We start from the raw sequence: 24,631 nt of genomic DNA, 5'->3' as shown, positions 1-24,631 counted from the left end.
GAACGCCGTTGGGCTTGATATGAGTACCGGCCTCGCGAACAAACTGGCTTCCGGAATCGCGCGGGACCTCGAGGCGGAGATCGTTCGCCGCGGTTGGGCCATCGGCGAATCGCTCGGTTCCGAGCACGCGTTGCAAGAGCGCTTCGGGGTGAGCCGCTCGGTCCTGCGCGAGGCCGTCCGGCTCGTCGAACACCATCAGGTCGCCCGCATGCGCCGCGGGCCCGGTGGCGGTCTGATCATCTGCGAGCCCGATGCCGGGCCCGCCACCCGCGCCGTCGTGATCTATCTCGAATACCTCGGCACCACCCTGGGCGACCTGCTCAACGCGCGCCTTGTGCTCGAACCGCTGGCGGCTTCGCTGGCCGCGGAACGGATCGACGAGGCGGGCATCGCCCGGTTGCGGGCGGTGCTGCGGGGCGAAGAGGAGTGGAGGCCGGGGCTCCCCACGCCGCGGGACGAGTTCCACATCGCGTTGGCCGAGCAATCGAAAAACCCGGTCCTGCAACTCTTTGTCAACGTGCTGATGCGCCTCACCACCCGGTATGCCCTGCAGTCGCGGACCGACTCGGCCTCCGAGGCCACCGAGGCGATCGACCGGATGCACATCGACCACTCCGAGCTCGTCGAGGCCGTCACCGCCGGCGACTCGGCGCGCGCCAAAACGCTCAGCCAGCGGCACGTCGAGGCCGTGACCGCGTGGCTACAGCACCACCACCCCGGCGCCCCGAGCCGGCGGCGCAAGCCGCGGCCGCTCAACATCGAGGTGCCCCGCGGCAAGCTGGCGGAGATGCTGGCGGCCACGATCGGCGACGACATCGCTGCCAGCGGCTGGCAGGTCGGATCCGTCTTCGGCACCGAAACGGCCCTTCTCGAGCGGTACCGGGTGAGCCGCGCGGTGCTCCGGGAAGCGGTGCGGCTGCTCGAATATCACTCGATCGCGCACATGCGCCGCGGGCCCGGTGGCGGCCTCGTCATCGCCAGGCCTCGGGCGCAGGCCAGCATCGACACCATTGCCTTATACCTGCAGTACCGCGACCCGAGTCGCGAAGACCTCCGTTGCGTCCGGGACGCCATCGAGATCGACAACGTCGCCAAGGTCGTCAAGCGGTGCGGCGAACCGGAAGTGGCCGCCTTTGTGGCCGCGCATCGGTCCGACGTCGAGGAAACGCCCGGCGATGTGGCGGACGCCTCGGCGGAGGAGTTCCGGTTTCACGTCGGACTGGCCCAGCTGGCCGGCAACACGCTGCTCGACCTGTTTCTGCGCATCATCGTCGAGTTGTTCCGGCGGCACTGGTCCAGCACCGGGCAGGCGCCACCGACCTGGGCGGACGTCCTGGCCGTTCACCACGCTCACCAGCGGATTGCCGACGCGATCGAGGCCGGTGACGAGAGCCTGGCCCGCTACCGCGTGCGCCGTCATCTGGACGCGGCCGCCTCCTGGTGGCTTTAGCGAATACTGAGTTCTCAGATGTGATCTGCAGCTCGGTATAGCGAAGGCCCGCCGCGGGTACTGGGGAGGGAGAACTTAACGGCCGGTCCAGCAGGGGGTTGGCATTCAGTGATCGAAAGCGAGAGTCCTGGAGTGACGACGGGCACCGAAATTGGCCAGCTCGGCTTCGTCCACTCCGCACTCATCTACCAATCCCAGCAGGAGTACCTGGATTTCGTCACCCGCTTCGTCAGCGACGGGTTGGCGATGGACGAGGCGGTACTGGTTGCGGTGCCGTCCGACAAGTTGGTCTTGCTGCACGACGCGCTCGGCCCGGGCGAGCTGCCGGGCGATCTCCAACTGCTCGACATCACCGAGGCGGGGCGCAACCCGAGCCGATTCATGGCCATGGAGGGGTCTTTCGTCGATGACCACCCCGACCGGCGGGTGCGCATCGTCAGTCAACTCGCCTGGCCCGGCCGCACCGAGGAAGAGTTGGTCGCCTGCGTGGAGCACGAGGCGCTGGTCAACGGGGCCATGGACGGCTACCAGGTGACCGGGCTGTGCCTCTACGACGGAAGCCGGCTCGACGACGATGTGCTCGCGGACGTGCGGGCGACACACCCTCTGCTGTGGCGGGGCGGCGCCCTGCAGCGCAGCACCGACTACGCGCCCGATGCCGCCTTGCAGCGCTGCAACCGGCCGCTGCCCGCCAAGCCGGGGGCCGTCACCTACACGGTGAGCAAGTCGGCGGACCTCAGTCCCGCACGGTCCTTCGCCGTCAACTACGCCGGATGGATTGGCTTGTCGCAGGACGGAATCGAAGATCTGCAACTGGTCGCCACCGAGCTGGCCAGCAACAGCTTGATGTACACCGACGGAGCCTGTCAGCTCGCCTTCTGGCGAGACGACGGATACCTGGTCTGCGAGGCGCGCGACACCGGGTGCTTCGAGGATCCGCTGGTAGGCCGGCTGGACCCGGGGCCGTGCGGGCCCGCCAGCCGGGGACTTTATCTGGTCAACGCCATCTCGGACCTGGTGCGCACGCATACGACGCCCAGCGGTACGACCATTCAGGCGTATCTGCGGTTCGAGCCGTCGGCCGGGCCGACCGGATGACGCAAGCGGCCCCCGGGAATCGCTTCCCGAGGGCCGCCTGAAAATCAGTTAGAGGCCGCCGACAATCCCGCCGACCGTACCCAAAATACCGCCACTACCGCCGCCGACCGTGCCGCCGAGCAGTCCACCGCTGCCGGCCGCTGAGGAAGCACATCCAGTCGGGAGTAATAACACCGCGGCCAACCCGACGGCCACGGTGGCTGATTTAAGAGATTTCCTGATGCTCTTTGCCTTCATGATGAGCCTTCTTTCATCATTCCTTCGAGGGGTTGTTGCACAGCCGTTGAACGACTGTTGCCCTCGCCTCATACCCCCTGTTGCACACACGTAAACCAAAATTTCTTAAGAATTTCGCGACGGGTCGCCGCGTTATGACCCGAGGCGGAACTTGCACGTCAGGGCCGTGTAGGGCTAAAGTCTGCGCTCGTGCGTCTTCTCGATCGAGCCGTAGTAGCTAGCGCCCGCAGCGGGGTCTGACCCAGACCGACCCCCCGCTGTGGGTCGGAAGCTACTGCCGTCGGTCACTCCTTTCGACCGAAGAAGACCGGCACCATGACCATTCCCGAGCGGCTCGCTCAATCCAGTACTCCGGCCCCCGCCACGGCGGTGTTCGCCCGGGAGTTCGGCGCCCCGCTGCCCCGCGGCCTGCGGGAGCAGGCGGGCGCGATGTCCTGGGATGATTTCGTCGCGACCTACGCCCACGCGGGCGGGCCCGTCCGGCTGGGCAGCTGGGCCTGCACCGACACCGAGAGGCGGCCGGGGCCGCAGGCCCGCAACTTCCGGGCCGTGATCGCCGTCGGTGACCGCATCAGCACCTCGACCGCCGGCGGCAGCGGCCCGATCGCGGCGTTGAGCGCGATGCTGCACGATCACGGAATCCCGGTGGAGATCGTCAAGTTTCATCAGCTGGGCTCCGGCGGCCGCACGGTCACGTTTGTCTGCGGGAGCAACGGGGCCCGCGCCGAATGGGCGATGGGCTGGTCGGACGATTCGACGCAGTCGGCGCTGCGTGCGGTGGTCGCCTGCGCTAACCGCCTGCTCGCCTGAGGCCTACAGGGGGCGCAGCACGATCGGCATGCCGTCCATCGGGATGGGGATGGTGCGGTAGTCCCACTTCGACTCGTAGCCCGGCCGGGGCAGCTCGAGCCGGTAGCGACGCAGCAGCCGATGCATGATCGTCTTGACCTCCAACTGGCCGAAAACCATGCCGATGCACTTGTGCGCGCCGCCGCCGAACGGAGTCCACGCGTACCGGTGCCGCTTGTGTTCGTTGCGCGGCTCGGTGAACCGTTCCGGGTCGAACTTCAACGGGTCGGTCCAGATCTCGGGTAGCAGGTGGTTCACCCCCGGAAACGCGGTGACGTTGGTGCCCTTCGGTAGGTAGTGGCCCAGCAGTTCGGTGTCGCGCACCGTCCGGCGCATGGCCCACTGCACCGGGGTCACCAGCCGGATCGACTCGTTCATCACCAGATCCAGCGATTCCAGCTTCTCCAGCGATTCGATGTCGAGCGGTCCATCCCCGAGGCGGTCGGACTCGTCGCGGCAGCGCTGCTGCCACTGCGGATTCGCGGCGAGCTGGTAAGCCATGTTCGTCGCGGTGGTGGTGGACGTGTCGTGCGCGGCCATCATCAAGAAGATCATGTGGTTGACGATGTCCTCGTCGGAGAAGCGGTTGCCGTCTTCGTCCTCGGTCTGGCACAACACGGTCAGCAGGTCGCTGCCGTCCTTGCCGCGGCGCTCCTTGACTCGTTCGTCGAAGTAGTTCTCCAGCAGTTGTCGGGCCCGGACTCCGCGCCACCACGTGAACGGCGGCACCGGGTTGCGAATGATCGCATTGCCGGCCCGGACGGTCATGGTGAACGCCCTGTTCACCTTGGTCACCAGCTCACGATCGGTGCCGGGCTCGTGGCCCATGAACACCATCGACGCGATGTCGAGGGTGAGCTCCTTCATCGCCGGGTAGAGCAGGAAGCGCGGGTCGTCGATCACCCAGTCGTCGGCGGTGACCTGCGACACCACCCTGTCCATGTGCTCGACGTAACCGGCGAGCCGGGAGCGGATGAACGCCTCCTGCATGATTCGCCGGTGGAACAGGTGCTCTTCGAAGTCAAGCAGCATCAGGCCGCGCTTGAAGAAGGCGCCGATCACCGGGGTCCAGCCCTGCTGGGAGTAGTCCTTATTGCGGTTCGAGTAGAGCTCCTGGGCGGCGTCGGGGCCCAGCGCCGCGACGAACGGCAGGAGGGGAGAGTCGCCGAAGACGAGCGGCCCTTTGGTCTGGTACAGGAACATCAGGTAATCCGGGCCGCCGCGCAGCATCTCGATGAGGTGCCCGATCACCGGCAGCCCCGCGTCACCCACCACCGGTTTGAGCCCGCTGCCCGGCGGCGGCTGGGCCAACACGTGTTCGGGGAACTGGACGGTGCGCAGCTTGCGCTCCGCGACGCCCATGCCGGGAAAGTTGTTGACCGATGGGGTGAACCGGCGCCGCGCCTGGTCCAACAGGTAGTGCGGGGTGCTGATGGTGGCGGTCATAGACGCTCCTTTGCGCGTTCCCTCCGAGGTGACAGCCGTCACTGTCTAATAACCTTCGGAAAAAACTTGACGGCTGTCAAGTTTGCTTTTTTCCCGGCGTGGTGCAAGGTCGGGGAATGAGCAGCCACCCCGCCACCCCGGAACCGGGCGGGCAACGGCGCGGCGACAAGCAGCGCCAGGCGATCCTGCAGGCGGTGCGGGAACTGCTGCAGGAGAAGCCATTCGCTGAGCTGTCGGTCAGCAGCATCAGTGTGCGGGCGGGGGTGGCGCGGTCCGGCTTCTACTTCTATTTCGATTCCAAGTACGCCGTTCTCGCCCAGTTGATGGCCGAGGCCGCCGAGGAACTCGAAGAACTCACCCAGGATTTCGCGCCGCGGGAGCCGGGGGAGTCCCCCGAGCAGTTCGCCAAACGCATGGTCGGCAGCGCGGCGGCCGTCTACGCGCACAACGACCCGGTGATGACCGCCTGCAACGAGGCGCGCAACACCGACGTGGAGATCCGCAACCTGATGGATCGGCAGTTCGACGCCGTGCTGGGCCAGATCGTCGCGATCGTGGAGGCCGAGATGAAGGCGGGGACCGCCCACCCGATCAGCGACGACCTGCCCACCCTGATCCGCACCCTGGCCGGTACCACCGCGCTGATGCTGACCGGCGATCCGATCCTGGCCGGCCGCGACAGCGATCTCGACCGCCGCGTGCACGTGCTGGAGCGGTTGTGGCTGCACGCGCTCTGGGGCGGGCGTCCGTAGGGCGCTACCGCCGGTATCGTCACCGCAATGGGGCAGCAGGGGTACTTCGCAGGCAAACGGTGTCTGGTCACCGGCGCGGCCAGCGGCATCGGCCGTGCCACCGCGTTGCGGCTGGCCGCCGACGGCGCCGAGCTCTATCTGACCGACCGGGACCGCGACGGGCTCGAGCAGACCGTGGCCGACGCGCGCGCCCTGGGCGCGGAAGTGCCCGCGCACCGGGCCCTCGACATCGCGGACTACGACGCGGTGGCGTCGTTCGCCGCCGACATCCATCGCGACCACCCGAGCATGGACGTCGTGCTCAACATCGCCGGAGTCTCCGCCTGGGGCACCGTCGACCGGCTGAGCCACGATCAGTGGAGCAAGATGATCGCGATCAACCTGATGGGTCCGATCCACGTCATCGAGACGTTCGTCCCGCCGATGGTGGCGGCCCGCAACGGCGGGCACCTGGTCAACGTGTCGTCGGCGGCCGGTTTGGTTGCGCTGCCGTGGCATGCCGCTTACAGCGCAAGCAAATACGGACTGCGCGGGCTGTCGGAGGTGCTGCGCTTCGACCTGGCCCGGCACCGCATCGGCGTGTCGGTCGTGGTGCCGGGCGCGGTCAACACCCCGCTGGTCCAAACCGTCGAGATCGCCGGCGTGGACCGCGAAGACCCCAAGGTTGCGCGCTGGGTGAACCGCTTCAGCGGCCACGCCGTCTCGCCGGAGAAGGCGGCCGCGAAGATCTTGGCGGGCGTCGCCAAAAACCGCTACCTGATCTATACGTCGCCGGACATCCGGGCGCTGTACGCGTTCAAACGACTGGCCTGGTGGCCCTACAGCGTGGCCATGCGCCAGGTCAATGTGGTGTTCACCCGCGCGCTGCGGCCCGCCCCCGCACCGCTAGTCTCCCATGGCCAGTTCGAGGCGCACCCCGAGCAGCCGAACCGGGCGGTCGAGCTCGAATAGGTCCAGCACGCGCAGCGCCGCCGCCACGATGGTCTCGCGACCGGTGGTCGGTGCTTCCAGCTTGCGGATCTTGGTGCGGGTGTAGAACGTCGCGGTTCGCACGGTGACCGCGACCCGGGTCACGATGCGGCCGGAGGCGAGGACGTCCGCCAACGCCTGTTCGGCCAATTGCTTTACGGCAGAATCCATTTCGGAGCGGTCGGTGAGGTCGCGCGGGAAGGTGACGACGTGGCTGCGCGAGCGCGGGACCCACGGCTCGGCGCTGACTTGCGCGTCACCGCCACCCTTGGCTAGCAGGAGCAGCCACAGTCCGGTGCGTGGGCCGAACGCGGACGTCAACAACTCGGCATCGCTGTGTGCGAGCTCCCAGACCGTCGTTATCCCCAGCGCCGCAAGCTTTTTCGTCGTCTTCGGGCCCACGCCCCACAAGGCGTCGACCGGACGGTCCGCCATCACGGTCATCCAGTTCGCGTCGGTGAGCGTGAAGATGCCCGCCGGTTTGGCGAAGCCGGTCGCGACCTTGGCGCGCTGCTTGTTGTCGCTGATCCCCACCGAACACGACAGCCCGGTTTCCGACGCGATGACGGTCCGGATCTCTTCGGCGACCCCGATCGGGTCGGCCCCCGCCACCCCGACGTACGCCTCGTCCCAACCCCACACCTCGACCGGGTGCCCCAGGTCGCGCAGCAACGCCATCACCTGTTCGGAGGCCGCGTCGTAGGCGGCGGCATCCGACGGCAGGAACGTCGCCTCGGGGCAGCGGCGCGCGGCCGTCCGCAACGGCATGCCGGCGCGGACGCCGAATTCCCGGGCCTCATAGGAGGCGCAGGTGACCACCTTGCGCGGTTCGGTCGGGTCGCCGCTGCCGCCGACGATGACCGGCAGCCCGATCAGCTCGGGATGGCGGCGCAACTCGACCGACGCCAGAAACTGATCGAGGTCGACGTGCAGGACCCAGAGCGGTGCCGGCGGCGCGGTCATTCCGCTATCGCCCACAAAGCTTGCGCGCCACGCTTTCCCATGCGTCGCCCAACGTCTGCAGGGTGTGGCCGCGCTCGTTGAGCTGGTGCTCGACATAGTTCACGTGGAGGAGGGCCAGCAGGGCATCGGTCTGAGCGTCGAGGTCGCCGGTGGAGTGTGCCGCCTCGAGCAACACCCGGATGTGGGTGTGGTGCACGAGGACGGGCGCGCTGTAGCGAGTTTGCGGATCGCGGTGGGCCTCCGACAGCAGTTCGCGATGGGCGTGCGCGAATCCGATGCGCTCCCGGCCGAACGCCACCAGTCGGTCGATCGGTGGGGCGTCGGGTCCCAGGGGAGGCGGGCCGAACAGGAAGGCCTGCTGGCTGGCTCGCTCGTCCTCGTCGAGCAGCACCATCATCAGGCCGGCGCGGCTGCCGAACCGGCGAAACAACGTGCCCTTGCCGACGCCGGCGGCGGCCGCGACGTCGTCCATGGTGACCGCGTCCGCGCCGCGTTCGGCGATCAGCCTGCGGGCCGCGTCCAACAGGAGGGCGCGGTTGCGTGCCGCGTCGCCCCGCTCCGGCTGGGCTGCCTGGAGTTGGTAGACGGGCAGTTCGCCCAACCGCTCGACACTGCTCATCCCTGTACTTTAACGCGGCGGGAATAGAACCGGACTGTAGTCCGGTTGTGTGTGCGAGGATGGAGACCAACGAATGAAGGGATACAGAACGGTGGCAGACAACATCAAGGTCTTGGCGTTAGTGGGGAGCCTGCGCACGGCGTCGATCAATCGTCAGATCGCCGAACTCGCGGCCGACATCGCCCCCGAAGGCGTCAGCGTGACGGTGTTCGAAGGGCTGGCGGAGCTGCCGTTCTACAACGAGGAGATCGACGACGCGATGAACACTGACGCGCCGCCGCTGGCCCCGGTGGCCGCGCTGCGCACCGCGGCGGCCGACGCCGACGCCGCCCTGGTGGTCACGCCGGAATACAACGGCAGCATCCCGGCCGTCATCAAGAACGCGATCGACTGGCTGTCCCGCCCGTTCGGCAACGGCGCGCTGAAGGGCAAGCCGCTGGCGGTCATCGGGGGGTCCTTCGGCCAGTACGGCGGCGTATGGGCCCACGACGAAACCCGTAAGTCGTTCGGCATCGCCGGCGCCCGCGTGGTCGAGTCGATCAAGCTCTCGGTGCCGTTCAAAACGCTCGAGGGCAAGGCCCCCGCGGAGCACGGCGAGCTCTCGGACAACGTGCGCGATGCCCTAGGGAAGCTGGCCGCCGAAGTCGCCTGATTGGCAGAAGTCAACAAGCCGATCGCCGGGCGACCAGCAGGGTTGCCGCAATCGGATAGCCGAAGCCGCCAGCCCTCGCTGGCGGCTTTGCTAGTGGTCGCCCGGACGGCCTGGCCCGGGGCGGCATCGGTGCGCGTTGACGGGGCTTGTCGGTGGTCGGTGATACAACGATTCGCATGCGCGGCTTCGAGGAAGATTGTGACCTGCGACACGCCGGGCGTGTCCGCCGCGGAAGCCTTACGACCAGCGAATTTCAGAATTGTTATTCCGAACATGTTGTATCTCGACATCTTGTCAGCCACTAGGTGTAGTGTTTCGAGCACCGGCAGATCCCAGGTTCACCAGGCCGACCGGGCCCTGGTTCACCACCCGAAATCGGCACACAGGTCATTCGACCCCGACGGCCGCAGGACGGGAACGTGGGGGCTTGACGGGCCGCTGAAACACAGCAAAGACAGCGTTTGTTGCAGTACCCGAGTAGTTGCCAGTCCGTTACAAGTCCCACCTTCCGCAAAGGAGCGGCTTCCATGAGCATCACCGTGTACACCAAGCCGGCATGCGTGCAGTGCAGCGCCACGTTCAAGGCCCTGGACAAGCAGGGCGTCGGCTACGAGAAGGTCGACATCACGCTCGACAACGAGGCGCGTGACTACGTGATGGCATTGGGTTATCTGCAGGCCCCCGTGGTGGTGGCGGGCAACGACCACTGGTCGGGCTTCCGGCCGGACCGCATCAAGGCGCTCGCGGAATCGGCTCTCAGCGCTTAGCCGGACGTTAGGTAAGAAGGAGGTTGCGGTGCACTCGCGCAACCCAGGCTGGATGAGTGGCGACCCGCTTCGCCCGGGTGCGCCGCGCTTGCGATCGCCACTGGTCTATTTCTCCTCGGTGTCGGAGAACACCCATCGCTTCGTGGAGAAGCTGGGTGTTCCCGCCACACGGATACCGCTGCATGGGCGCATCGAGGTCGACGAGCCGTACGTGCTGATCCTGCCCACCTACGGCGGCGGCCGGGCCACCCCGGACCTCAATGCCGGTGGCTATGTCCCCAAGCAGGTCATCGCATTCCTGAACAACGAGCAGAACCGGTCGTTGATCCGCGGTGTCATCGCCGCGGGCAACAACAACTTCGGTGCCGAATTCGCCTATGCGGGCAACGTGATCTCCCGCAAATGCGGCGTTCCGTACCTCTACCGCTTCGAACTGATGGGAACCCCGGACGACGTGGAAGCCGTCCGCGCGGGCTTGGAAGAATTCTGGAAGGAACAGACGTGCCACCAACCGTCACTGCAGAGCCTGTAACGTCCGGCGCGCACGCGTTGCCCGGTGAGACGGACTACCACGCGCTGAACGCGATGCTGAATCTGTACGACGCGGACGGCAAGATTCAGTTCGACAAGGACGTGTTGGCCGCGCGCGAGTACTTCTTGCAGCACGTCAACCAGAACACCGTCTTCTTCCACAATCAGGACGAGAAGATCGACTACCTGATCCGCGAGAACTATTACGAGCGTGAGGTTCTCGACCAGTACTCGCGCAACTTCGTCAAGTCGCTGCTGGACCGCGCCTACGCCAAGAAGTTCCGCTTCCCGACGTTCCTGGGCGCGTTCAAGTACTACACCTCCTACACGCTGAAGACGTTCGACGGGAAGCGCTACCTGGAGCGCTTCGAGGACCGCGTCGTCATGGTCTCGCTCACCCTTGCGGCCGGTGACACGGCCCTGGCCGAGAAGCTGGTGGACGAGATCATCGACGGCCGGTTTCAGCCGGCCACCCCGACGTTTTTGAACTCGGGCAAGAAGCAGCGCGGCGAGCCGGTGAGCTGCTTTCTGCTGCGCATCGAGGACAACATGGAGTCGATCGGGCGATCGATCAACTCCGCGCTGCAGCTGTCCAAGCGTGGCGGCGGGGTTGCGTTGCTGCTGACCAACATTCGCGAGCACGGCGCGCCGATCAAGAACATCGAGAACCAGTCCTCGGGCGTCATCCCGATCATGAAGTTGCTCGAGGACTCGTTCTCCTACGCCAATCAGCTGGGTGCGCGCCAGGGCGCCGGCGCGGTGTACCTGCATGCGCATCACCCCGACATCTACCGTTTCCTGGACACCAAGCGGGAGAACGCCGACGAGAAGATCCGGATCAAGACGCTCAGCCTCGGCGTGGTGATCCCCGACATCACCTTCGAGCTGGCCAAGAAGAACGAGGACATGTACCTGTTCTCGCCGTACGACGTCGAGCGGGTCTACGGCGTGCCGTTCGCCGACATCTCGGTGACCGAGAAGTACTACGAGATGGTCGACGACGCGCGCATCCGCAAGACGAAGATCAAGGCGCGGGAATTCTTCCAGACGCTGGCCGAGCTGCAGTTCGAGTCCGGTTACCCCTACATCATGTTCGAGGACACGGTGAACCGGGCCAACCCGATCGAGGGCAAGATCACCCACTCGAACCTGTGCTCGGAGATCCTGCAGGTGTCCACGCCGTCTGAGTTCAACGACGATCTGTCGTATTCCAAGGTGGGCAAAGACATTTCGTGCAACCTCGGCTCGCTGAACATCGCCAAGGCGATGGATTCGCCGGACTTCGCGCAGACGATCGAGGTGGCGATCCGAGCGCTGACCGCGGTGAGCGACCAGACGCACATCACGTCGGTGCCGTCGATCGAGCAGGGCAACAACGAGTCTCACGCGATCGGGCTGGGGCAGATGAACCTGCACGGCTACCTCGCCCGGGAGCGGATCTTCTACGGCTCCGAGGAAGGCATCGACTTCACCAACATCTACTTCTACACGGTGCTCTACCACGCGCTGCGGGCGTCGAACCGCATCGCCATCGAACGGGGCACGGCGTTCGGCGGTTTCGAGCGGTCGAAGTACGCCTCGGGCGAGTTCTTCGACAAGTACACCGAGCAGGTGTGGGAGCCGCAGACCGACAAGGTGCGTCAGCTGTTCGCCGACGCGGACATTCGCATCCCCACCCAGGACGACTGGAAGCGGCTGAAGGAGTCGGTGCAGGCGCACGGCATCTACAACCAGAACCTGCAGGCCGTCCCGCCGACAGGGTCGATCTCCTACATCAACCACTCGACCAGCTCGATCCACCCGATCGCCAGCAAGGTGGAGATCCGCAAGGAAGGCAAGATCGGCCGCGTCTATTACCCGGCGCCCTACATGACCAACGACAACCTGGAGTACTTCCAGGACGCCTACGAGATCGGCTACGAGAAGGTCATCGACACCTACGCCGCCGCCACCCAGCACGTCGACCAGGGGCTGAGCCTGACGCTGTTCTTCAAGGACACCGCCACCACCCGCGACGTGAACAAGGCGCAGATCTACGCCTGGCGCAAGGGAATCAAGACGCTCTACTACATCCGGCTGCGGCAGATGGCCTTGGAGGGAACCGAGGTCGAGGGCTGCGTGTCCTGCATGCTCTGACCGCCGGGTCGGGGCTCCGGCCGCCTGGTCTGCCCAGGTCAGGGGCTCGACGGCCGGCCCGGGGGGTATGGTGCATGACGTGGTGAGAATGCCTCGACCCTCCCGACCACCCCACCCCAGCGTCAAGCCGCCCGGGGCGAAGGTCGACGCGCGCAGCGAGCGTTGGCGCGAACACCGCAAGAAGGTGCGCGGCGAGATCGTGGATGCGGCCTTTCGCGCCATCGACCGCCTGGGCCCCGAGCTGAGCGTGCGGGAGATCGCCGAGGAGGCCGGCACGGCCAAGCCGAAGATCTACCGTCATTTCCACGACAAGTCCGACCTGTTCCAGGCCATCGGGGAACGGCTGCGCGACATGCTCTGGGCGGCGATCTTCCCGGCCATCGACCTGAAAACCGACTCGGCGCGTGAGGTGATCCGGCGCGCGGTCGACGAGTACGTCAACCTCGTCGATCTGCACCCCAACGTGCTGCGGGTCTTCATCCAGGGCCGCTCGGCCGCCAGCCCGCAGACCCTCAACGAGGGCCGCGGCATCACGCTGGCGATGGCGGATCTCTTCGACAACGAGCTGCGCGAAATGGAACTCGACCATGCGGCGTTCGAGCTGGCCGCGCACGCGGCCTTCGGCTCGGCCGCCTCGGCCACCGAATGGTGGCTGGGCCCCGACCCGCAAAGCGCGCGGCGCATGCCGCGCGACCAGTTCGTCGCGCACCTGACGACGATCATGGTCGGGGTCATCGTCGGCACCGCGGAGGTGCTCGGCATCGCGATGAACCCGGATCAGCCGGTGCACAGCGTGGTGCCCAGCAACCCCGCGGCCAGCTGAGGTCCTAAGCACGTTGACATCGCCGCAGCGATCGTCGACACTCGTGCCATTCGATACCCTGGGTACCGGGTATTTCTAGCAGGGAGATCGATCCACCGTGACCGACGTTGTGACACACGCCGAACCGACATCCGCACACCAGCCCGTGCACACCCGCGCCATCATCATCGGGACCGGGTTCTCCGGCCTGGGAATGGCGATCCGGCTGCAGCAGCAGGGTGTGGACTTCGTCATTCTGGAAAAGTTCGGCGACGTCGGCGGCACCTGGCGCGACAACAGCTACCCCGGGTGCGCCTGCGACATCCCCTCGCACCTGTACTCGTTCTCGTTCGAGCCCAAGCCCGACTGGCGCAACCCGTTCTCCTACCAGCCCGAGATCTGGGACTACCTCAAGGGCGTCACCGAGAAATACGGCCTGCGCCGCTACATCGAGTTCAATTCGCTTGTCGATCGGGCGCACTGGGACGACGACGAGCAACGCTGGCACGTCTTCACCGAGGACGGCCGCGAATTCGTCGGGCAGTTCCTGATCTCGGGCGCGGGCGCGCTGCACATCCCGTCCCTGCCCGACATCGAGGGGCGCGACGAATTCCGCGGTCCCGCTTTCCATTCCGCGGAGTGGGATCACAGCGTCGACCTGACCGGTAAGCGGGTGGCGATGATCGGCACCGGCGCCAGCGCGATCCAGATCGTGCCGGAGATCGTCGGGCAGGTCGCCGAACTTCAGCTCTACCAACGCACCCCGCCGTGGGTGGTGCCGCGCTCCAACCCCGAGATTCCGGTGGCGCTGCGCCGGGCCATGGCGAACGTCCCCGGCCTGCGGGCAATGACGCGTCTCGCGATCTACTGGGGCCAGGAGGCGCTGGCGATCGGCATGACCAAGCGTCCCAACGCGCTGAAGTTCATCGAGGCCTACGTCAAATACAACATCCGCCGGTCGGTCAAGGACCGCGAACTGCGCCGCAAACTGACCCCGCACTATCGCATCGGTTGTAAGCGAATCCTGAACTCCTCCACGTACTATCGCGCGGTCGCCGACCCGAAGACCGAGCTCATCACCGACCACATCGCGCGGATCACGCCCACCGGGATCGTCACCGCCGACGGCACGGAGCGCGACGTCGACGTGATCGTCTACGGCACCGGGTTCCACGTCACCGACTCCTACACCTACGTGCAGATCAAGGGCCACAACGGTGAGGACCTGGTGGACCGCTGGAACCGGGAGGGCATCGCCGCCCACCGCGGCATCACCGTCGCCGACATGCCCAACCTGTTCTTCCTGCTGGGACCGAACACCGGCCTGGGGCACAACTCGGTGGTGTTCATGATCGAGTCCCAGATCCGCTACGTCGCCAGCGCGATCAAGACCTGCGACAAGCTGGGCGTGCAGGCACTCGCGCCCACGCGCGCCGCCCAGGACGCCTTCAACGACGAGTTGCAGCGCCGGCTGGGACCGTCGGTGTGGAACAGCGGTGGCTGCGCCAGCTGGTACCTCGACGAGCACGGCAAGAACACAGTGCTGTGGGGCGGCTACACCTGGGAGTACTGGCGGGAGACGCGCTCGGTCAAGCCCGAGGAGTACGAGTTCTTCGGCAACGGGTCGGGCGCCAAGCGCGTCGCGGCGGCCGCACAGGGCTGAGCCGCGGTGGTCGCGCGACGACTGCCGGGGAGCGCGTCCAGGGCCTACACTCAGTGAGGAATGTGCGCTTATCAGATCGTTGTGGTCGGCACCGATGGCTCGGAGTCGTCGCTCCGTGCGGTGGAGCGCGCCGCCGCGACGGCCGCGGATCACGGCGCGACATTGATCGTCGCGACGGCGCATCTCCCGGTTCCCGAGGAACGCGGCCGCTACGCCATCCCGCCGGGGAGTGACCACGGTCAGGACTACCGGACGCTGGGACACGCCCCGTTCTACGCGATTTTGCAGAACGCCAGGGAGCGGGCGCACCAGGCCGGGGCCAAGAACGTGGAGGAGAGGGCCATCGTCGGTCCCCCCATCAACGCGCTGGTGCAGCTCGCCGAGGAGGTCGATGCCGACCTGCTGGTTGTCGGCAACGTCGGCCTCAGCAGCGTCGCGGGGCGGCTACTGGGATCGGTCCCGTCAGAAGTCTCCCGCAGGGCCAAGACCGACGTCCTGATCGTCCACACCTCCGGCTGATCGGCGAACCCGTCCGACCGGCTAGGCGCCGGCCGAGGTGGTTGCGGCGCTGCGCCGTTCGCTTGACTCCGACCCCTTCGCGAATGAGCGAAGGCTAAGGCGCACGATGCGATCCAGCACCCGGTCGGACACGACACGGCTGACCCGCGTGAGGATCGCGGCGTCGCGCCCGATGGTGTAGCGGGTCCGGGGGCGAGACGCGGTCGCCGCCTTCACGATCACCTCGGCGGCGTGTTCGGCCGGGACGCCGTCCTCGCCGAACGATCGGGCTTGGGCGGTGACGGCCGCTGCGAGCGCGTCGTAGCGTGCGAGCTGGGCAGGGGACATGTCGGCCATCAGGGCCTCCGCGGTGGCGATTCCCCGCTCGGCCATTTCGGTCTTGACCGCGCCGGGTTCGACGACGACGACCTTGACCCCGAGACCTCCGACCTCGCGGCGCAGGGCGTCGCTGACCGCCTCGAGCGCGAACTTCGAACCGGCGTATGCGCCGTACGTCGGCAAGACGACCTTCCCGCCGACGGAACTTATGTTCACGACGGTGCCCTTGCCGTCCAACAGGGCCGGCAGCAGCGCCTGAGTCATCGCGATGTGTCCGAACAGGTTGACCTCGAACTGCTTGCGCCACTGCGCAATCGGCAGCGTCTCGACCGGCGCGTTGATCGCGATCCCGGCGTTGTTGACCAGCGCGCGAAGGGGGCGGCGCAGTGGATCATTCGCGACACGATCGGCCATCGCGACGACGTCCGACTCGACGGTGATGTCCAAGATGTGCGGTTCGATGCGCTCGGCCCGCAGCGCGTCCGCGTCGACGTCGCGACGCACACCGGCGAGCACATGAAAACCATTGCGGGCCAACAATCTCGCGGTAGCGGCACCCATGCCGGTGGATGCGCCGGTCACGACGATCAGCTGATTGCGGTCGGTGGAATGCGGGGAAGTCATCACGGTCTCCATTCGGCATCCGAGCCTTTGAGTTGACACTGTCAACTGAACCTAACTGGTTCAGTTGACAGTGTCAACTGAAGTCTCCGCTTATGCTCGGCGGATGGCGACACGAGCGGAGACGGCTGCGGCAACGCGCCGCTCGCTGCTCGAGGCGGCCGGCGCGCTTCTCGACCTCGGCGGCGTCGAGGCCGTCACGTTGCGCGAGGTAGGCGCCCGGGCCGGGGTTTCCCGCTCGGCGGCGTATCGCCACTTCGCCGACAAGGAATCGCTGCTTGCGGTCCTGGCCACTGACGCCCTGAGCGAATTGGGTGACTTGCTACAGGCATTGGTCGATAGCGACGATCCGCCCGAGGAGTCCCTGCGCTCGGGTCTGCTCGCGCTGATCGAGTTGGGCCGCGCGCGACCGCATCTGTACCGGCTGATGTTCACCCCGCCGCCGGGAGATCCGACGGAGGCGATGCGGGTGGCCGAACGCGCGCAGGATCTGTTTCTCGACATCATTGGCCGGATCACGGGTCCTGAGCACGCCCGGCGTTATGGGGCGTTGCTCTTGACCAGTGCCCACGGGATCACGGGATTGGATTTGAGCGGTCACATGGACTTGGACAAGTGGCACACCAACGCCGAAGAGCTTGTGGACACACTCATCTCGGTGCTGCCGAAAGCCGAGTAGCTCAGCGGCGCAGCAGGCTGGCGAAAGCTTGCGCGGCGGCGTCGACGCCGGCGTCGTCGTCGGTGGCGGCGAGATCGAGCAGCAGGCCGCGGATCACGGCGAGCCCGAGCCGGGCCAGCGCGGGGTCCGAATCGCCGTCCAGCGCCCCGATTTCCGTGAGCCACCCGTCGACCGCGCCGGGAACCATTCGGTCGAATGGTCTTTCGCCCTGGGCGGCGCGGGCATAGCACTCGAAGAAGAGGCGTTCGGCTTGGCGAAGCTCGGGTCGGCGGACGTCGGCCCACATGGCGGCGAAGCCCTCGGCCGGTGTCCGGGGTAGGTCGGCCAGGGCGCCCATCTGGCGGCGCTCCACTTCCTCGACGACAGCCAACAGCATGTCCTCGCGAGACCCGAAGTGGTGCAGCAGCATTCGATGGCTGGTGCCCACCGCGGCGGCTACGTCCCGCAACGATCGGTCGCCCACGCCGCCCGCCGCGAACTCGGTGACGAGTGCGTCGAGCAGCTGCCGGCGCCGTTCGGAATCTTCAGTGCGCGCCATCGGCGCGGCTGAGTTGCTCAGACCGGGCCTTGAGTCCTTGCGCCTCCAATTTGAGGAATCGCTTGGTCTTGGTGGTCATCAGCCGTCCGACCAGTGCGCCGAGCACACCGCGCTGATCCAGTTGCTGACGTACCAGGGTGCGGCCGCCGGGCAGCGCGGTGACGTCGTGCCGGGCGCTCACCAGCACACCGGGGGAGCGCTGGACCCACGTCCACGATGAGCCCGGGTGGATCTCGGTGACCTTCCAGATCAGCTTCGCCATGCCGGGCTGCTTGATCGCGAAGCGTCTGCCGACTGCGAGCGCGGGCCCGTCCCGGCCGACCAGCGACGTCACGGAGGCGGTCCATTCGGGCCAGCGCTGGACGTCGCTGAAGACATCCCACACCCGCTGCGGTGGCGCGTCGATCTCAATGCTGTCTTCGGTAAGCATGTACCAAATGGTACATCGAGACCGGCCGCTTGGGTAGCGTCTCCTCGCATGGCCCGGCAATCGCGCAATACTTGAGGAAGTGACATCGAACGCGGCGCCCGGGCACGACACGCAAAACACAACTTCTTGTGTTCCGCCCCGTTGTCGTACCCCAGGGGTAGTGTTTGGAGCCTGACGTCCCTCAGGCAAAACGGCGTGTGAAGTGGGGTTCTGGTGACCGAAAACATGAAGCTGATTGACCGCGTTTCGGCGATCAACTGGAACCGGCTGCAGGACGAGAAGGACGCCGAGGTCTGGGACCGGCTGACCGGAAACTTCTGGTTGCCGGAGAAGGTGCCGGTGTCCAACGACCTGCCGTCGTGGGCGACGCTGACGGCCGGCGAGAAGCAACTGACCATGCGGGTGTTCACCGGGTTGACGCTGCTGGACACCATCCAGGGCACGGTCGGGGCGGTCAGCCTCATCCCCGACGCGCTGACCCCGCACGAGGAGGCCGTCTACACCAACATCGCCTTCATGGAGTCGGTGCACGCCCGCAGCTACAGCAACATCTTTTCCACGCTGTGCTCGACCGCCGAGATCGATGACGCGTTCCGCTGGTCGGAGGAGAACCCCAACCTGCAGCGCAAGGCCGAGATCGTCATGCAGTACTACAAGGGCGACGAGCCGCTCAAGCGCAAGGTGGCCTCGACGCTGCTCGAAAGCTTCCTGTTCTACTCCGGCTTCTACCTGCCGATGTACTGGTCGAGCCGGGCCAAGCTGACCAACACCGCCGACATGATCCGGCTGATCATCCGCGACGAGGCCGTGCACGGCTACTACATCGGCTACAAGTACCAGCGTGGGCTGGCGCTGGTCGACGAGGCCAAGCGGGCCGAGCTCAAGGACTACACCTACGAGCTGCTGTTCGAGCTCTACGACAACGAGGTTGAGTACACCCAGGACCTCTACGACGAGGTGGGGCTGACCGAGGACGTCAAGAAGTTCCTGCGCTACAACGCCAACAAGGCGCTGATGAACCTGGGCTACGAGGCGCTGTTCCCGCGGGACGAGACCGACGTGAACCCGGCGATCCTGTCGGCGCTGTCGCCCAACGCCGACGAGAACCACGACTTCTTCTCGGGTTCCGGCTCGTCGTACGTGATCGGCAAGGCCGTCGTCACCGAGGACGAGGACTGGGACTTCTGAATCTGCTGGTCAGGGATTTAATTTTCCCCATCGCTATGAATGCCGGTCCGATGTCTGACGGCCGTTAGGTCGATTGCCGAGTCCCTGTCTGCCCACATTTTGCCCACGATTCATCGCCTGGATCTCCGCCGGGCTGTCGGCAGAGGTGCGTTGTGGGGCTTCGCTGGGGGTTTCACGACACGCAGACACAACTTCTTGTGTTACGCCTTCGCGTCGGTCCCCACCGATAGAGTAAGGAGCACTCCACCCTTTGCTGGAACCACTACAACGAGGAGTGCACATGGCGAGTCGCCACTGTCCCCACCGCTCCGGGATGTTCCGTGTCCGAGACTTTATGCAGTAGTGCTGCCTCAGGGGCCGCGCTAGGTCGGCTCCCCGCAATCCAGACACACGGGCACGCCGGAATATCCGGTGATTCGGCCGTCCTGCGCCATCGTCACCGCTCCATGCTTCGCGGCTTCAGGGTCGTTAGGTCGACCCTGCAGACGGAACCACTCGGAGCCGCACTTGCGGCACCGCAGTGGTTCCGTATCGGTCGGCGGAATCCGCCGCCGATCATCAAGATGCACAACGCGATTCATGAGAGGAGGTGATTATGAGCAGACGAAGGAGACGGCCCCTGGGGCCGAACGGCAGCTTCAAAACTGGCCAGCGAGTTCCGTGGCGCGGAAACTGGCGGGATCAGTATGGCCAGGTCAACTGGTTCGAGAAGGAAACCACCTTCCCGCCCGTCGTGGCGCGGAAAGGTGGTGAGTGTGCCTACCGGCACTTCATTCGGGCCGCCCGAGTGACGGCCTAGGCCCCGCGTTCCAGTAGCAGCAGATAGGAGGTGGGCCTCGCGGAGGTTCCCGGGTCGCGCGCCCACGCGGCCTGGGGCCTCCGCCCTTTTTTTGGTGCGTTCCGAGATGATCTGCACCATATGGCAATTCTTACCACCGAATCATCGTTTTGCGCGAATCCGCAGGTTGGTGTCGTCTACCAATTGACAATACGGAAACAGCCCGACAACAGAGCTGTGACCTGCATCGACTTCGTTCGACGGGGCTTGAGCGTCAAGAACAAAAAGGGAGGCCTCGCCCATCGGTGGGCGAGGCCTCCGCTGATGTTCCGTGTTCTAGCTCCACCCAGACCACTCAACAACCGCGACTATAGAGTCGCACGCCGACAGCCTCGATGGTCAGCATTTGGATCGGAAAGTTATCCACAGGCTGCGGCTCAACGGGCAGGCTCAAGCGTCGCCGTCGATTGTCGGACGTGAGCATCATGCAGGGCGGTGGCTACAGCTTCCAGATCATCGTCGAAGAGGTCCGCGTAGATATCGAGCGTCATTGCGGCTGACGCGTGTCCGAGCATCTTCTGGACCGCTTTGACATTGGCACCAGCACTGACGGCGAGGCTCGCAGCGGTGTGACGCAGGTCATGCGGCGTGGTGCGCGGCACACCGGATTTGGCGACGGCTTTGGCGAACCACCCTGATGTCGGGTGCGGGCGCCGTAGGTGTTGGCCGCAGCTACCCGACCACAGCAGGTCATCTCGGTCCTTTTCTTCGCACTGGCGCGCCAAATGCGGCAGTAGAAACTGGGGGATGGGAACGGTGCGCCGCTTGTGGGCCTTTGGGGTACCGACGTAGACATCTCGGCCTGTCTGGACGGCGTTCTCGGCGATGGTAACGCGGCGGCGCAGCATGTCTAGGTCGCGGACGCGCAGACCGACGACCTCGCCCCATCGCAACCCGGTGTAGGCAAGCGCCAATAGGAGACCCTCGTACTCACCAGACGCCGCCGCCAGCGCCGCAACCTGTTGGTGATTCAGGTAAACGGGCCGTTTTCGCGCTGTGCGGGGGAGCTTTACGCCTATGGTCGGATTCTTCGCGATGAGGTTGTCGCGGACTGCGTCGGCCAAGATGCTCGACAGGACGTAATGTGTTCGCTTCACCACGCTTGCGCCGACGGGTTTGACGTCGGCGGCGCCGGTGCCCAGATCGGCGAACCAACGCTGGACTATGGACGGCTTGATGTCACCTAGCGCGACGTCGCCCCAACGGGGCTTTATCCGCACGCGCCACGCGGTTTCCATCACCGCATAGCTGGCAGGTTTTAGGTGGCCGCGCTGGCGTTCCAGCCATGCTGGACCCAATTCGCCGACAGTCACTCTGGCCGCAGATGGAGCGACGTACTCGCCGCGCATCTTGGCGACTTCAATGGTGGCGGCGAACCGTTCGGCGTCCCGTTTCGACGTAAACCCGCGCTTGTCGGTCTGCCGGTTGTCCGGCGTGCGGTAGCGCACGCGATAGAGCGTGGCGCCGGTCGTAGTCCTATATCGGCTAATCGTTGCCATGCGCGGCGTGCCCCTTTTCTTTCGCGGCGCGTCTGCGTTCCAACTCGGACCGGTGGGCTTGTTTGCGGTTCTGCAATTCCTCGCCGAGCGTGTCCAGCGCCCACTCGGGCCTTGCTCGTACCGCGAACTCGACAAAATTCTGACCGCTGCCATGCAGTGGGTCGGTGGCCCGCAACCACCCCCAAATCAGCTCGGCGGGGTGCTTGCCGGTCGCGGTGGCCGTGACCGCTGCCTTCGCGCTGGTGCCGGGCGGAGCCAATAGGGTAATCGGCGAAACGCCCAGTACCACAGCCAAAGCCATCAAGTCGTCAACGTCAACTCGCCGGGTGCCCGCTTCGATACGGCGCAAGCCTAGTGGTGGAATGTCGCGCTTGACGAGGGCAAGGCGTCGACTCAATTCGTTGTAGCTCATGTTCCCGCGCAAGCGGGTGACGTTATTAGCGAGGTCGGTCCCGGTCGGCCCAAGTTCGGATTTCTTTCCAGCCATGCCGGCACCATATTCGATCAAAGATATCGCAGTCAAGTGATATTTGACTGCATGCACGCTCCGTGCTAAACCTCCAATTCAAGTGATGATCAAAGAACACTCATACGCGATCAAAGATGGAGATAGGCCGATGGTGACACTCAACAACTTGCCGGAACTCCTGACGCCCGCTGAAACCGCAGAATTGTTGCGGACCACCACCAATAGCCTGAGCCAGGATCGCTATTTGGGCCGGGGCGTGAGGTTCATCCGCGCGGGCCGCCGCATCTTGTACGCGCGCGCCGACGTCCTGGCGTACCTAGAGGCCAACACCTTCGAGCAGAGCCCTGGCCGCGCCCGGGTCTCGACACATAGCCCGCCGAGCGTCACGGCGTAAACCATTGGCGCACAACTACAACGGGAAAGGTAGGACATCGAACCATGACTCGTCCACCTGAGGAGGAACCGACGGGCATCGCCGACCGCGGCGAGGGGGAGGACGGCCAGTTGAGCTTGTTCGACGTGCAGCCCCACGAAAAGCGTTACGTCGATGCGCCCAACTGGCCGCCGGAACCCACACCATGATTGCTGACAATCACGCCGAGATGCTAGCCCGGTCGGGCATTACGCCCGACTGGGCCGCATCTCGCGGCTATGAGTCGATTGACGACAAGAAGCGCCTGGCCGAGGCGGGGATTACGCCCGCAGGGCGCAGGGTCCCCGGCTTATTGGTGCCCCTGCTTGATGTGCGCGGGTCGGTATGGGGTTTTCAGTTCCGGCCCGACGTGCCCCGGATCATGCAGACCGGGCGCATCGCCAAGTACGAGACGCCCTCCGACCAGCGCAACGGGTTGGACGTGCCGCCCGGTGTGGGGCCCCAGCTTGGCGACCCGTCAATTCCGTTGTGGGTCACGGAGGGAACGAAGAAGGCTGATTGCGCCGCCATTCGTGGGCTGTGCTGCGTGGCACTGATGGGGGTGTGGAGTTGGCGCGGCACCAACACCGCCGCCGGTAAGACGGCCTTGCCCGATTGGAACGATGTTGCCCTGAACGGGCGTCAGGTCGTCATCGCCTACGACGGCGACGTACAGCGTAAAGAGCCGGTGCGTGTCGCCATGGACGCGTTGGCCAAATACCTCGCCATCAAGGGCGCGCGGGTTGAGTACCTTCACCTGCCGGACACCGATGACAAAACCGGGCTGGACGATTTTCTGGTGGCCCATGACGTCGCCGAGGTGTGGCGGTTGGTCAAGCCGGTAGCGCCGCGCCCGTGTGAACCCGCGCACCCCTCCCTTTCTCCGCGAGAAATAACCGCAACCGCGCAACCGCCCAGCTTGGAGGCGGTGGCAGGCTTGGCGCGGTTGCCCCGCATCCTTGACGCCGTCGCCACCGAAATTCGGTCGCGGGGATTGGTCGGCGAGGAATGCCTTGCCAGAACCCTCTATCTGGTTTTGACGTCTCGGCTGCTTTCCCAACAGGTTTCGGCTGGCGTGAAAGGCCATTCGGCATCGGGGAAGTCGCGCACCGTCGAATTGGTCAGCCGGTTCTTCCCGCCCGAGGCCTACCGGGAGTTCACCGCCATGAGTGAGCGCGCCCTGGTGTATTCGCCGGAAGAGTTCAGCCATCGCACGCTGATCCTCTACGAGGTGGTCGCGCTGCGCGAAGGCGTCGAGGACGACCTCACCAGCTACTTCGTGCGGTCGCTGCTCAGTGAGGGCCGCATCGTCTACGACACCACGGTCCGCGATAAGGATGGCAACTTGGTCACCAAGACCATCGTGAAAGAGGGGCCGTCCAACCTGATCTTCACCACCACCAAGACTCGCGTGCACGCCGAAAACGAAACCCGCATCCTGTCTTTGACGACCGATGATTCCAGCGAGCAGACCGCGCGGGTGCTGTTGGAGCAGGCCGACGAACGCCCGGCGGGCGCCGACCTGGAGACGTGGCGGGACCTGCAACGCTGGCTTGCCAACGCCGAGCACCGCGTCACCATCCCATACGCGCGCCGCCTGGCCCAGCAGGTGCCGCCCGTCGCGGTACGGCTGCGCCGCGACTTCGCCACGCTGCTGGCCCTGATCCGGGCGCACGCTGTGCTGCACCAGGCCAGCCGGGGCCGCGATGAAGCGGGCCGGATCGTCGCCACGCTGGACGATTACGCAGTGGTGCGCGGTCTGGTGGCCGACGTGATCGCCGAGGGCGTCGGCACCACGGTCGCCGCCCCGGTGCGCCAGACGGTCACGGCGGTCGACGTGCTGGCAGGTGATTCGGGCGCGATGGTCCGCGACGTCGCCGTGAAGTTGGGCCTGGACAAGTCGAACGCTAGCCGTCGGCTTCGGGTCGCTGCGGACGGCGGCTACGTGCGCAACTTGGAGGACCGGCGCGGGCGTCCGGGCCGCTGGGTGCTCGGTGACCCGCTGCCCGACGCGGCGGAACTGCTGCCCGACCCCGCGCAACTCGCAACCGACGACACCACAGTTGACGTGCGCGGTTGCGCGGTTGCGCCTGCTTCTGCCGAAGAAAAAGGGGAAGCGGTGTTCCCGAATGTCCCGATCATCGCCGAGGAGAGGCGGCTTCCGGCGGCCCGCCCCACCACCGGCG

General features: G+C 65.9%; 26 protein-coding genes. 17 read left to right on the top strand and 9 right to left on the bottom strand.

Going from position 1 to position 24,631, the window contains the following annotated elements; genetic code table 11:
* The first annotated feature begins 19 nt into the window (after nucleotides 1-19).
* Together A5701_RS18025 and A5701_RS18020 are read left to right on the top strand one after the other, a co-directional pair.
* Nucleotides 20-1,450 (top strand): FadR/GntR family transcriptional regulator, encoded by a 1,431-nt coding sequence (locus A5701_RS18025; protein WP_067756611.1) that lies wholly within the window; start codon nucleotides 20-22, stop codon nucleotides 1,448-1,450.
* Between the two features lie 108 nt (nucleotides 1,451-1,558).
* On the top strand, nucleotides 1,559-2,548 hold the full coding sequence (locus A5701_RS18020; protein WP_067756608.1) for a sensor histidine kinase: 990 nt from the start codon (nucleotides 1,559-1,561) through the stop codon (nucleotides 2,546-2,548).
* Nucleotides 2,549-2,596: 48 nt separating this feature from the next.
* Here the strand turns inward: A5701_RS18020 and A5701_RS27600 are convergent, their stop codons facing one another.
* The gene (locus A5701_RS27600) at nucleotides 2,597-2,785 is read right to left on the bottom strand and encodes a hypothetical protein (protein ID WP_082950395.1); all 189 of its coding nucleotides are present in this window, start codon (nucleotides 2,783-2,785) and stop codon (nucleotides 2,597-2,599) included.
* Between the two features lie 315 nt (nucleotides 2,786-3,100).
* On the opposite strand from A5701_RS27600, the gene A5701_RS18015 reads away from it, so the two are divergent.
* Nucleotides 3,101-3,595, top strand: a complete 495-nt coding sequence (locus A5701_RS18015; protein ID WP_067756605.1) for an alpha-isopropylmalate synthase regulatory domain-containing protein — start codon at nucleotides 3,101-3,103, stop codon at nucleotides 3,593-3,595.
* 3 nt (nucleotides 3,596-3,598) lie between these two features.
* Here the strand turns inward: A5701_RS18015 and A5701_RS18010 are convergent, their stop codons facing one another.
* Nucleotides 3,599-5,080 carry a cytochrome P450 gene (locus A5701_RS18010; protein WP_067756601.1) on the bottom strand — a complete coding sequence of 494 codons (1,482 nt, stop codon included), beginning with the start codon at nucleotides 5,078-5,080 and terminating at the stop codon, nucleotides 3,599-3,601.
* 116 nt (nucleotides 5,081-5,196) lie between these two features.
* Here A5701_RS18010 and A5701_RS18005 point away from each other — a divergent pair, with 116 nt between their 5' ends.
* Nucleotides 5,197-5,832: a TetR/AcrR family transcriptional regulator gene (locus tag A5701_RS18005; RefSeq protein WP_067756598.1), complete on the top strand. Its 636-nt coding sequence runs from the start codon at nucleotides 5,197-5,199 to the stop codon at nucleotides 5,830-5,832.
* A 27-nt stretch (nucleotides 5,833-5,859) separates the two neighbouring features.
* Nucleotides 5,860-6,783 (top strand): SDR family oxidoreductase, encoded by a 924-nt coding sequence (locus A5701_RS18000; protein ID WP_067756595.1) that lies wholly within the window; start codon nucleotides 5,860-5,862, stop codon nucleotides 6,781-6,783.
* On the opposite strand, the gene A5701_RS17995 is transcribed toward A5701_RS18000, so the two are convergent.
* Both A5701_RS17995 and A5701_RS17990 read right to left on the bottom strand, forming a co-directional pair.
* Nucleotides 6,718-7,764: a DNA polymerase IV gene (locus tag A5701_RS17995; protein ID WP_067756592.1), complete on the bottom strand. Its 1,047-nt coding sequence runs from the start codon at nucleotides 7,762-7,764 to the stop codon at nucleotides 6,718-6,720. The two genes, A5701_RS18000 and A5701_RS17995, sit on opposite strands and share 66 nt — an antisense overlap.
* Before the next feature lie 4 nt (nucleotides 7,765-7,768).
* Entirely contained in the window at nucleotides 7,769-8,383 is a 615-nt protein-coding gene (locus tag A5701_RS17990) for a TetR/AcrR family transcriptional regulator (RefSeq protein WP_067756589.1), read from the bottom strand.
* 91 nt (nucleotides 8,384-8,474) lie between these two features.
* On the opposite strand from A5701_RS17990, the gene A5701_RS17985 reads away from it, so the two are divergent.
* From A5701_RS17985 to A5701_RS17955, 7 genes are all read left to right on the top strand, one after another.
* On the top strand, nucleotides 8,475-9,035 hold the full coding sequence (locus A5701_RS17985) for an NAD(P)H-dependent oxidoreductase (protein WP_231972848.1): 561 nt from the start codon (nucleotides 8,475-8,477) through the stop codon (nucleotides 9,033-9,035).
* 527 nt (nucleotides 9,036-9,562) lie between these two features.
* Complete coding sequence (locus tag A5701_RS17980) at nucleotides 9,563-9,802, top strand: redoxin NrdH (RefSeq protein WP_067274703.1); 240 nt, start codon at nucleotides 9,563-9,565, stop codon at nucleotides 9,800-9,802.
* Nucleotides 9,803-9,890: 88 nt separating this feature from the next.
* Nucleotides 9,891-10,334, top strand: a complete 444-nt coding sequence (gene nrdI, locus A5701_RS17975; protein WP_231969176.1) for a class Ib ribonucleoside-diphosphate reductase assembly flavoprotein NrdI — start codon at nucleotides 9,891-9,893, stop codon at nucleotides 10,332-10,334.
* On the top strand, nucleotides 10,304-12,469 hold the full coding sequence (gene nrdE / locus A5701_RS17970) for a class 1b ribonucleoside-diphosphate reductase subunit alpha (protein WP_067756580.1): 2,166 nt from the start codon (nucleotides 10,304-10,306) through the stop codon (nucleotides 12,467-12,469). Before nrdI ends, nrdE begins: the two co-directional genes overlap by 31 nt.
* Before the next feature lie 79 nt (nucleotides 12,470-12,548).
* Nucleotides 12,549-13,292 carry a TetR/AcrR family transcriptional regulator gene (locus tag A5701_RS17965; RefSeq protein WP_156670148.1) on the top strand — a complete coding sequence of 248 codons (744 nt, stop codon included), beginning with the start codon at nucleotides 12,549-12,551 and terminating at the stop codon, nucleotides 13,290-13,292.
* Between the two features lie 97 nt (nucleotides 13,293-13,389).
* Complete coding sequence (locus A5701_RS17960; RefSeq protein WP_067756577.1) at nucleotides 13,390-14,934, top strand: NAD(P)/FAD-dependent oxidoreductase; 1,545 nt, start codon at nucleotides 13,390-13,392, stop codon at nucleotides 14,932-14,934.
* A 60-nt stretch (nucleotides 14,935-14,994) separates the two neighbouring features.
* Nucleotides 14,995-15,453 (top strand): universal stress protein, encoded by a 459-nt coding sequence (locus tag A5701_RS17955; RefSeq protein ID WP_067756574.1) that lies wholly within the window; start codon nucleotides 14,995-14,997, stop codon nucleotides 15,451-15,453.
* Nucleotides 15,454-15,474: 21 nt separating this feature from the next.
* Here the strand turns inward: A5701_RS17955 and A5701_RS17950 are convergent, their stop codons facing one another.
* Nucleotides 15,475-16,395, bottom strand: coding sequence for an SDR family NAD(P)-dependent oxidoreductase (locus tag A5701_RS17950; protein WP_067756633.1), 921 nt, complete (start codon nucleotides 16,393-16,395; stop codon nucleotides 15,475-15,477).
* Between the two features lie 103 nt (nucleotides 16,396-16,498).
* On the opposite strand from A5701_RS17950, the gene A5701_RS17945 reads away from it, so the two are divergent.
* A complete protein-coding gene (locus A5701_RS17945; protein WP_067756571.1) occupies nucleotides 16,499-17,071 on the top strand; it encodes a TetR/AcrR family transcriptional regulator in 573 nt (190 codons plus the stop codon).
* A gap of 1 nt (nucleotide 17,072) precedes the next feature.
* Here the strand turns inward: A5701_RS17945 and A5701_RS17940 are convergent, their stop codons facing one another.
* Together A5701_RS17940 and A5701_RS17935 are read right to left on the bottom strand one after the other, a co-directional pair.
* On the bottom strand, nucleotides 17,073-17,609 hold the full coding sequence (locus tag A5701_RS17940; RefSeq protein WP_067756561.1) for a TetR/AcrR family transcriptional regulator: 537 nt from the start codon (nucleotides 17,607-17,609) through the stop codon (nucleotides 17,073-17,075).
* Complete coding sequence (locus tag A5701_RS17935) at nucleotides 17,596-18,039, bottom strand: SRPBCC family protein (protein WP_067756558.1); 444 nt, start codon at nucleotides 18,037-18,039, stop codon at nucleotides 17,596-17,598. Before A5701_RS17935 ends, A5701_RS17940 begins: the two co-directional genes overlap by 14 nt.
* 213 nt (nucleotides 18,040-18,252) lie before the next feature.
* On the opposite strand from A5701_RS17935, the gene nrdF reads away from it, so the two are divergent.
* Nucleotides 18,253-19,227, top strand: a complete 975-nt coding sequence (nrdF, locus tag A5701_RS17930; protein WP_197501105.1) for a class 1b ribonucleoside-diphosphate reductase subunit beta — start codon at nucleotides 18,253-18,255, stop codon at nucleotides 19,225-19,227.
* A gap of 1,215 nt (nucleotides 19,228-20,442) precedes the next feature.
* Here the strand turns inward: nrdF and A5701_RS17925 are convergent.
* Nucleotides 20,443-21,564: a site-specific integrase gene (locus A5701_RS17925; protein ID WP_067756551.1), complete on the bottom strand. Its 1,122-nt coding sequence runs from the start codon at nucleotides 21,562-21,564 to the stop codon at nucleotides 20,443-20,445.
* The gene (locus tag A5701_RS28280; RefSeq protein ID WP_156670147.1) at nucleotides 21,551-22,108 is read right to left on the bottom strand and encodes a helix-turn-helix transcriptional regulator; all 558 of its coding nucleotides are present in this window, start codon (nucleotides 22,106-22,108) and stop codon (nucleotides 21,551-21,553) included. Before A5701_RS28280 ends, A5701_RS17925 begins: the two co-directional genes overlap by 14 nt.
* Before the next feature lie 73 nt (nucleotides 22,109-22,181).
* On the opposite strand from A5701_RS28280, the gene A5701_RS17915 reads away from it, so the two are divergent.
* The 3 genes from A5701_RS17915 to A5701_RS17910 form a co-directional block, all read left to right on the top strand.
* Nucleotides 22,182-22,427 (top strand): helix-turn-helix domain-containing protein, encoded by a 246-nt coding sequence (locus tag A5701_RS17915; protein ID WP_067756629.1) that lies wholly within the window; start codon nucleotides 22,182-22,184, stop codon nucleotides 22,425-22,427.
* Nucleotides 22,428-22,471: 44 nt separating this feature from the next.
* Nucleotides 22,472-22,615, top strand: a complete 144-nt coding sequence (locus tag A5701_RS28275; RefSeq protein WP_156670146.1) for a hypothetical protein — start codon at nucleotides 22,472-22,474, stop codon at nucleotides 22,613-22,615.
* Nucleotides 22,612-24,631 (top strand): DUF3854 domain-containing protein (locus A5701_RS17910; RefSeq protein WP_156670145.1); only part of this gene is annotated, 2,020 nt, incomplete at its 3' end. The genes A5701_RS28275 and A5701_RS17910, both read left to right, overlap by 4 nt.

The sequence above is a fragment of the Mycobacterium sp. E3305 genome (assembly GCF_001666785.1).
Classification (GTDB): domain Bacteria; phylum Actinomycetota; class Actinomycetes; order Mycobacteriales; family Mycobacteriaceae; genus Mycobacterium.
Note: the sequence above shows the minus strand (reverse complement) of the source record. Positions and strands in the feature narration are given on the sequence as shown.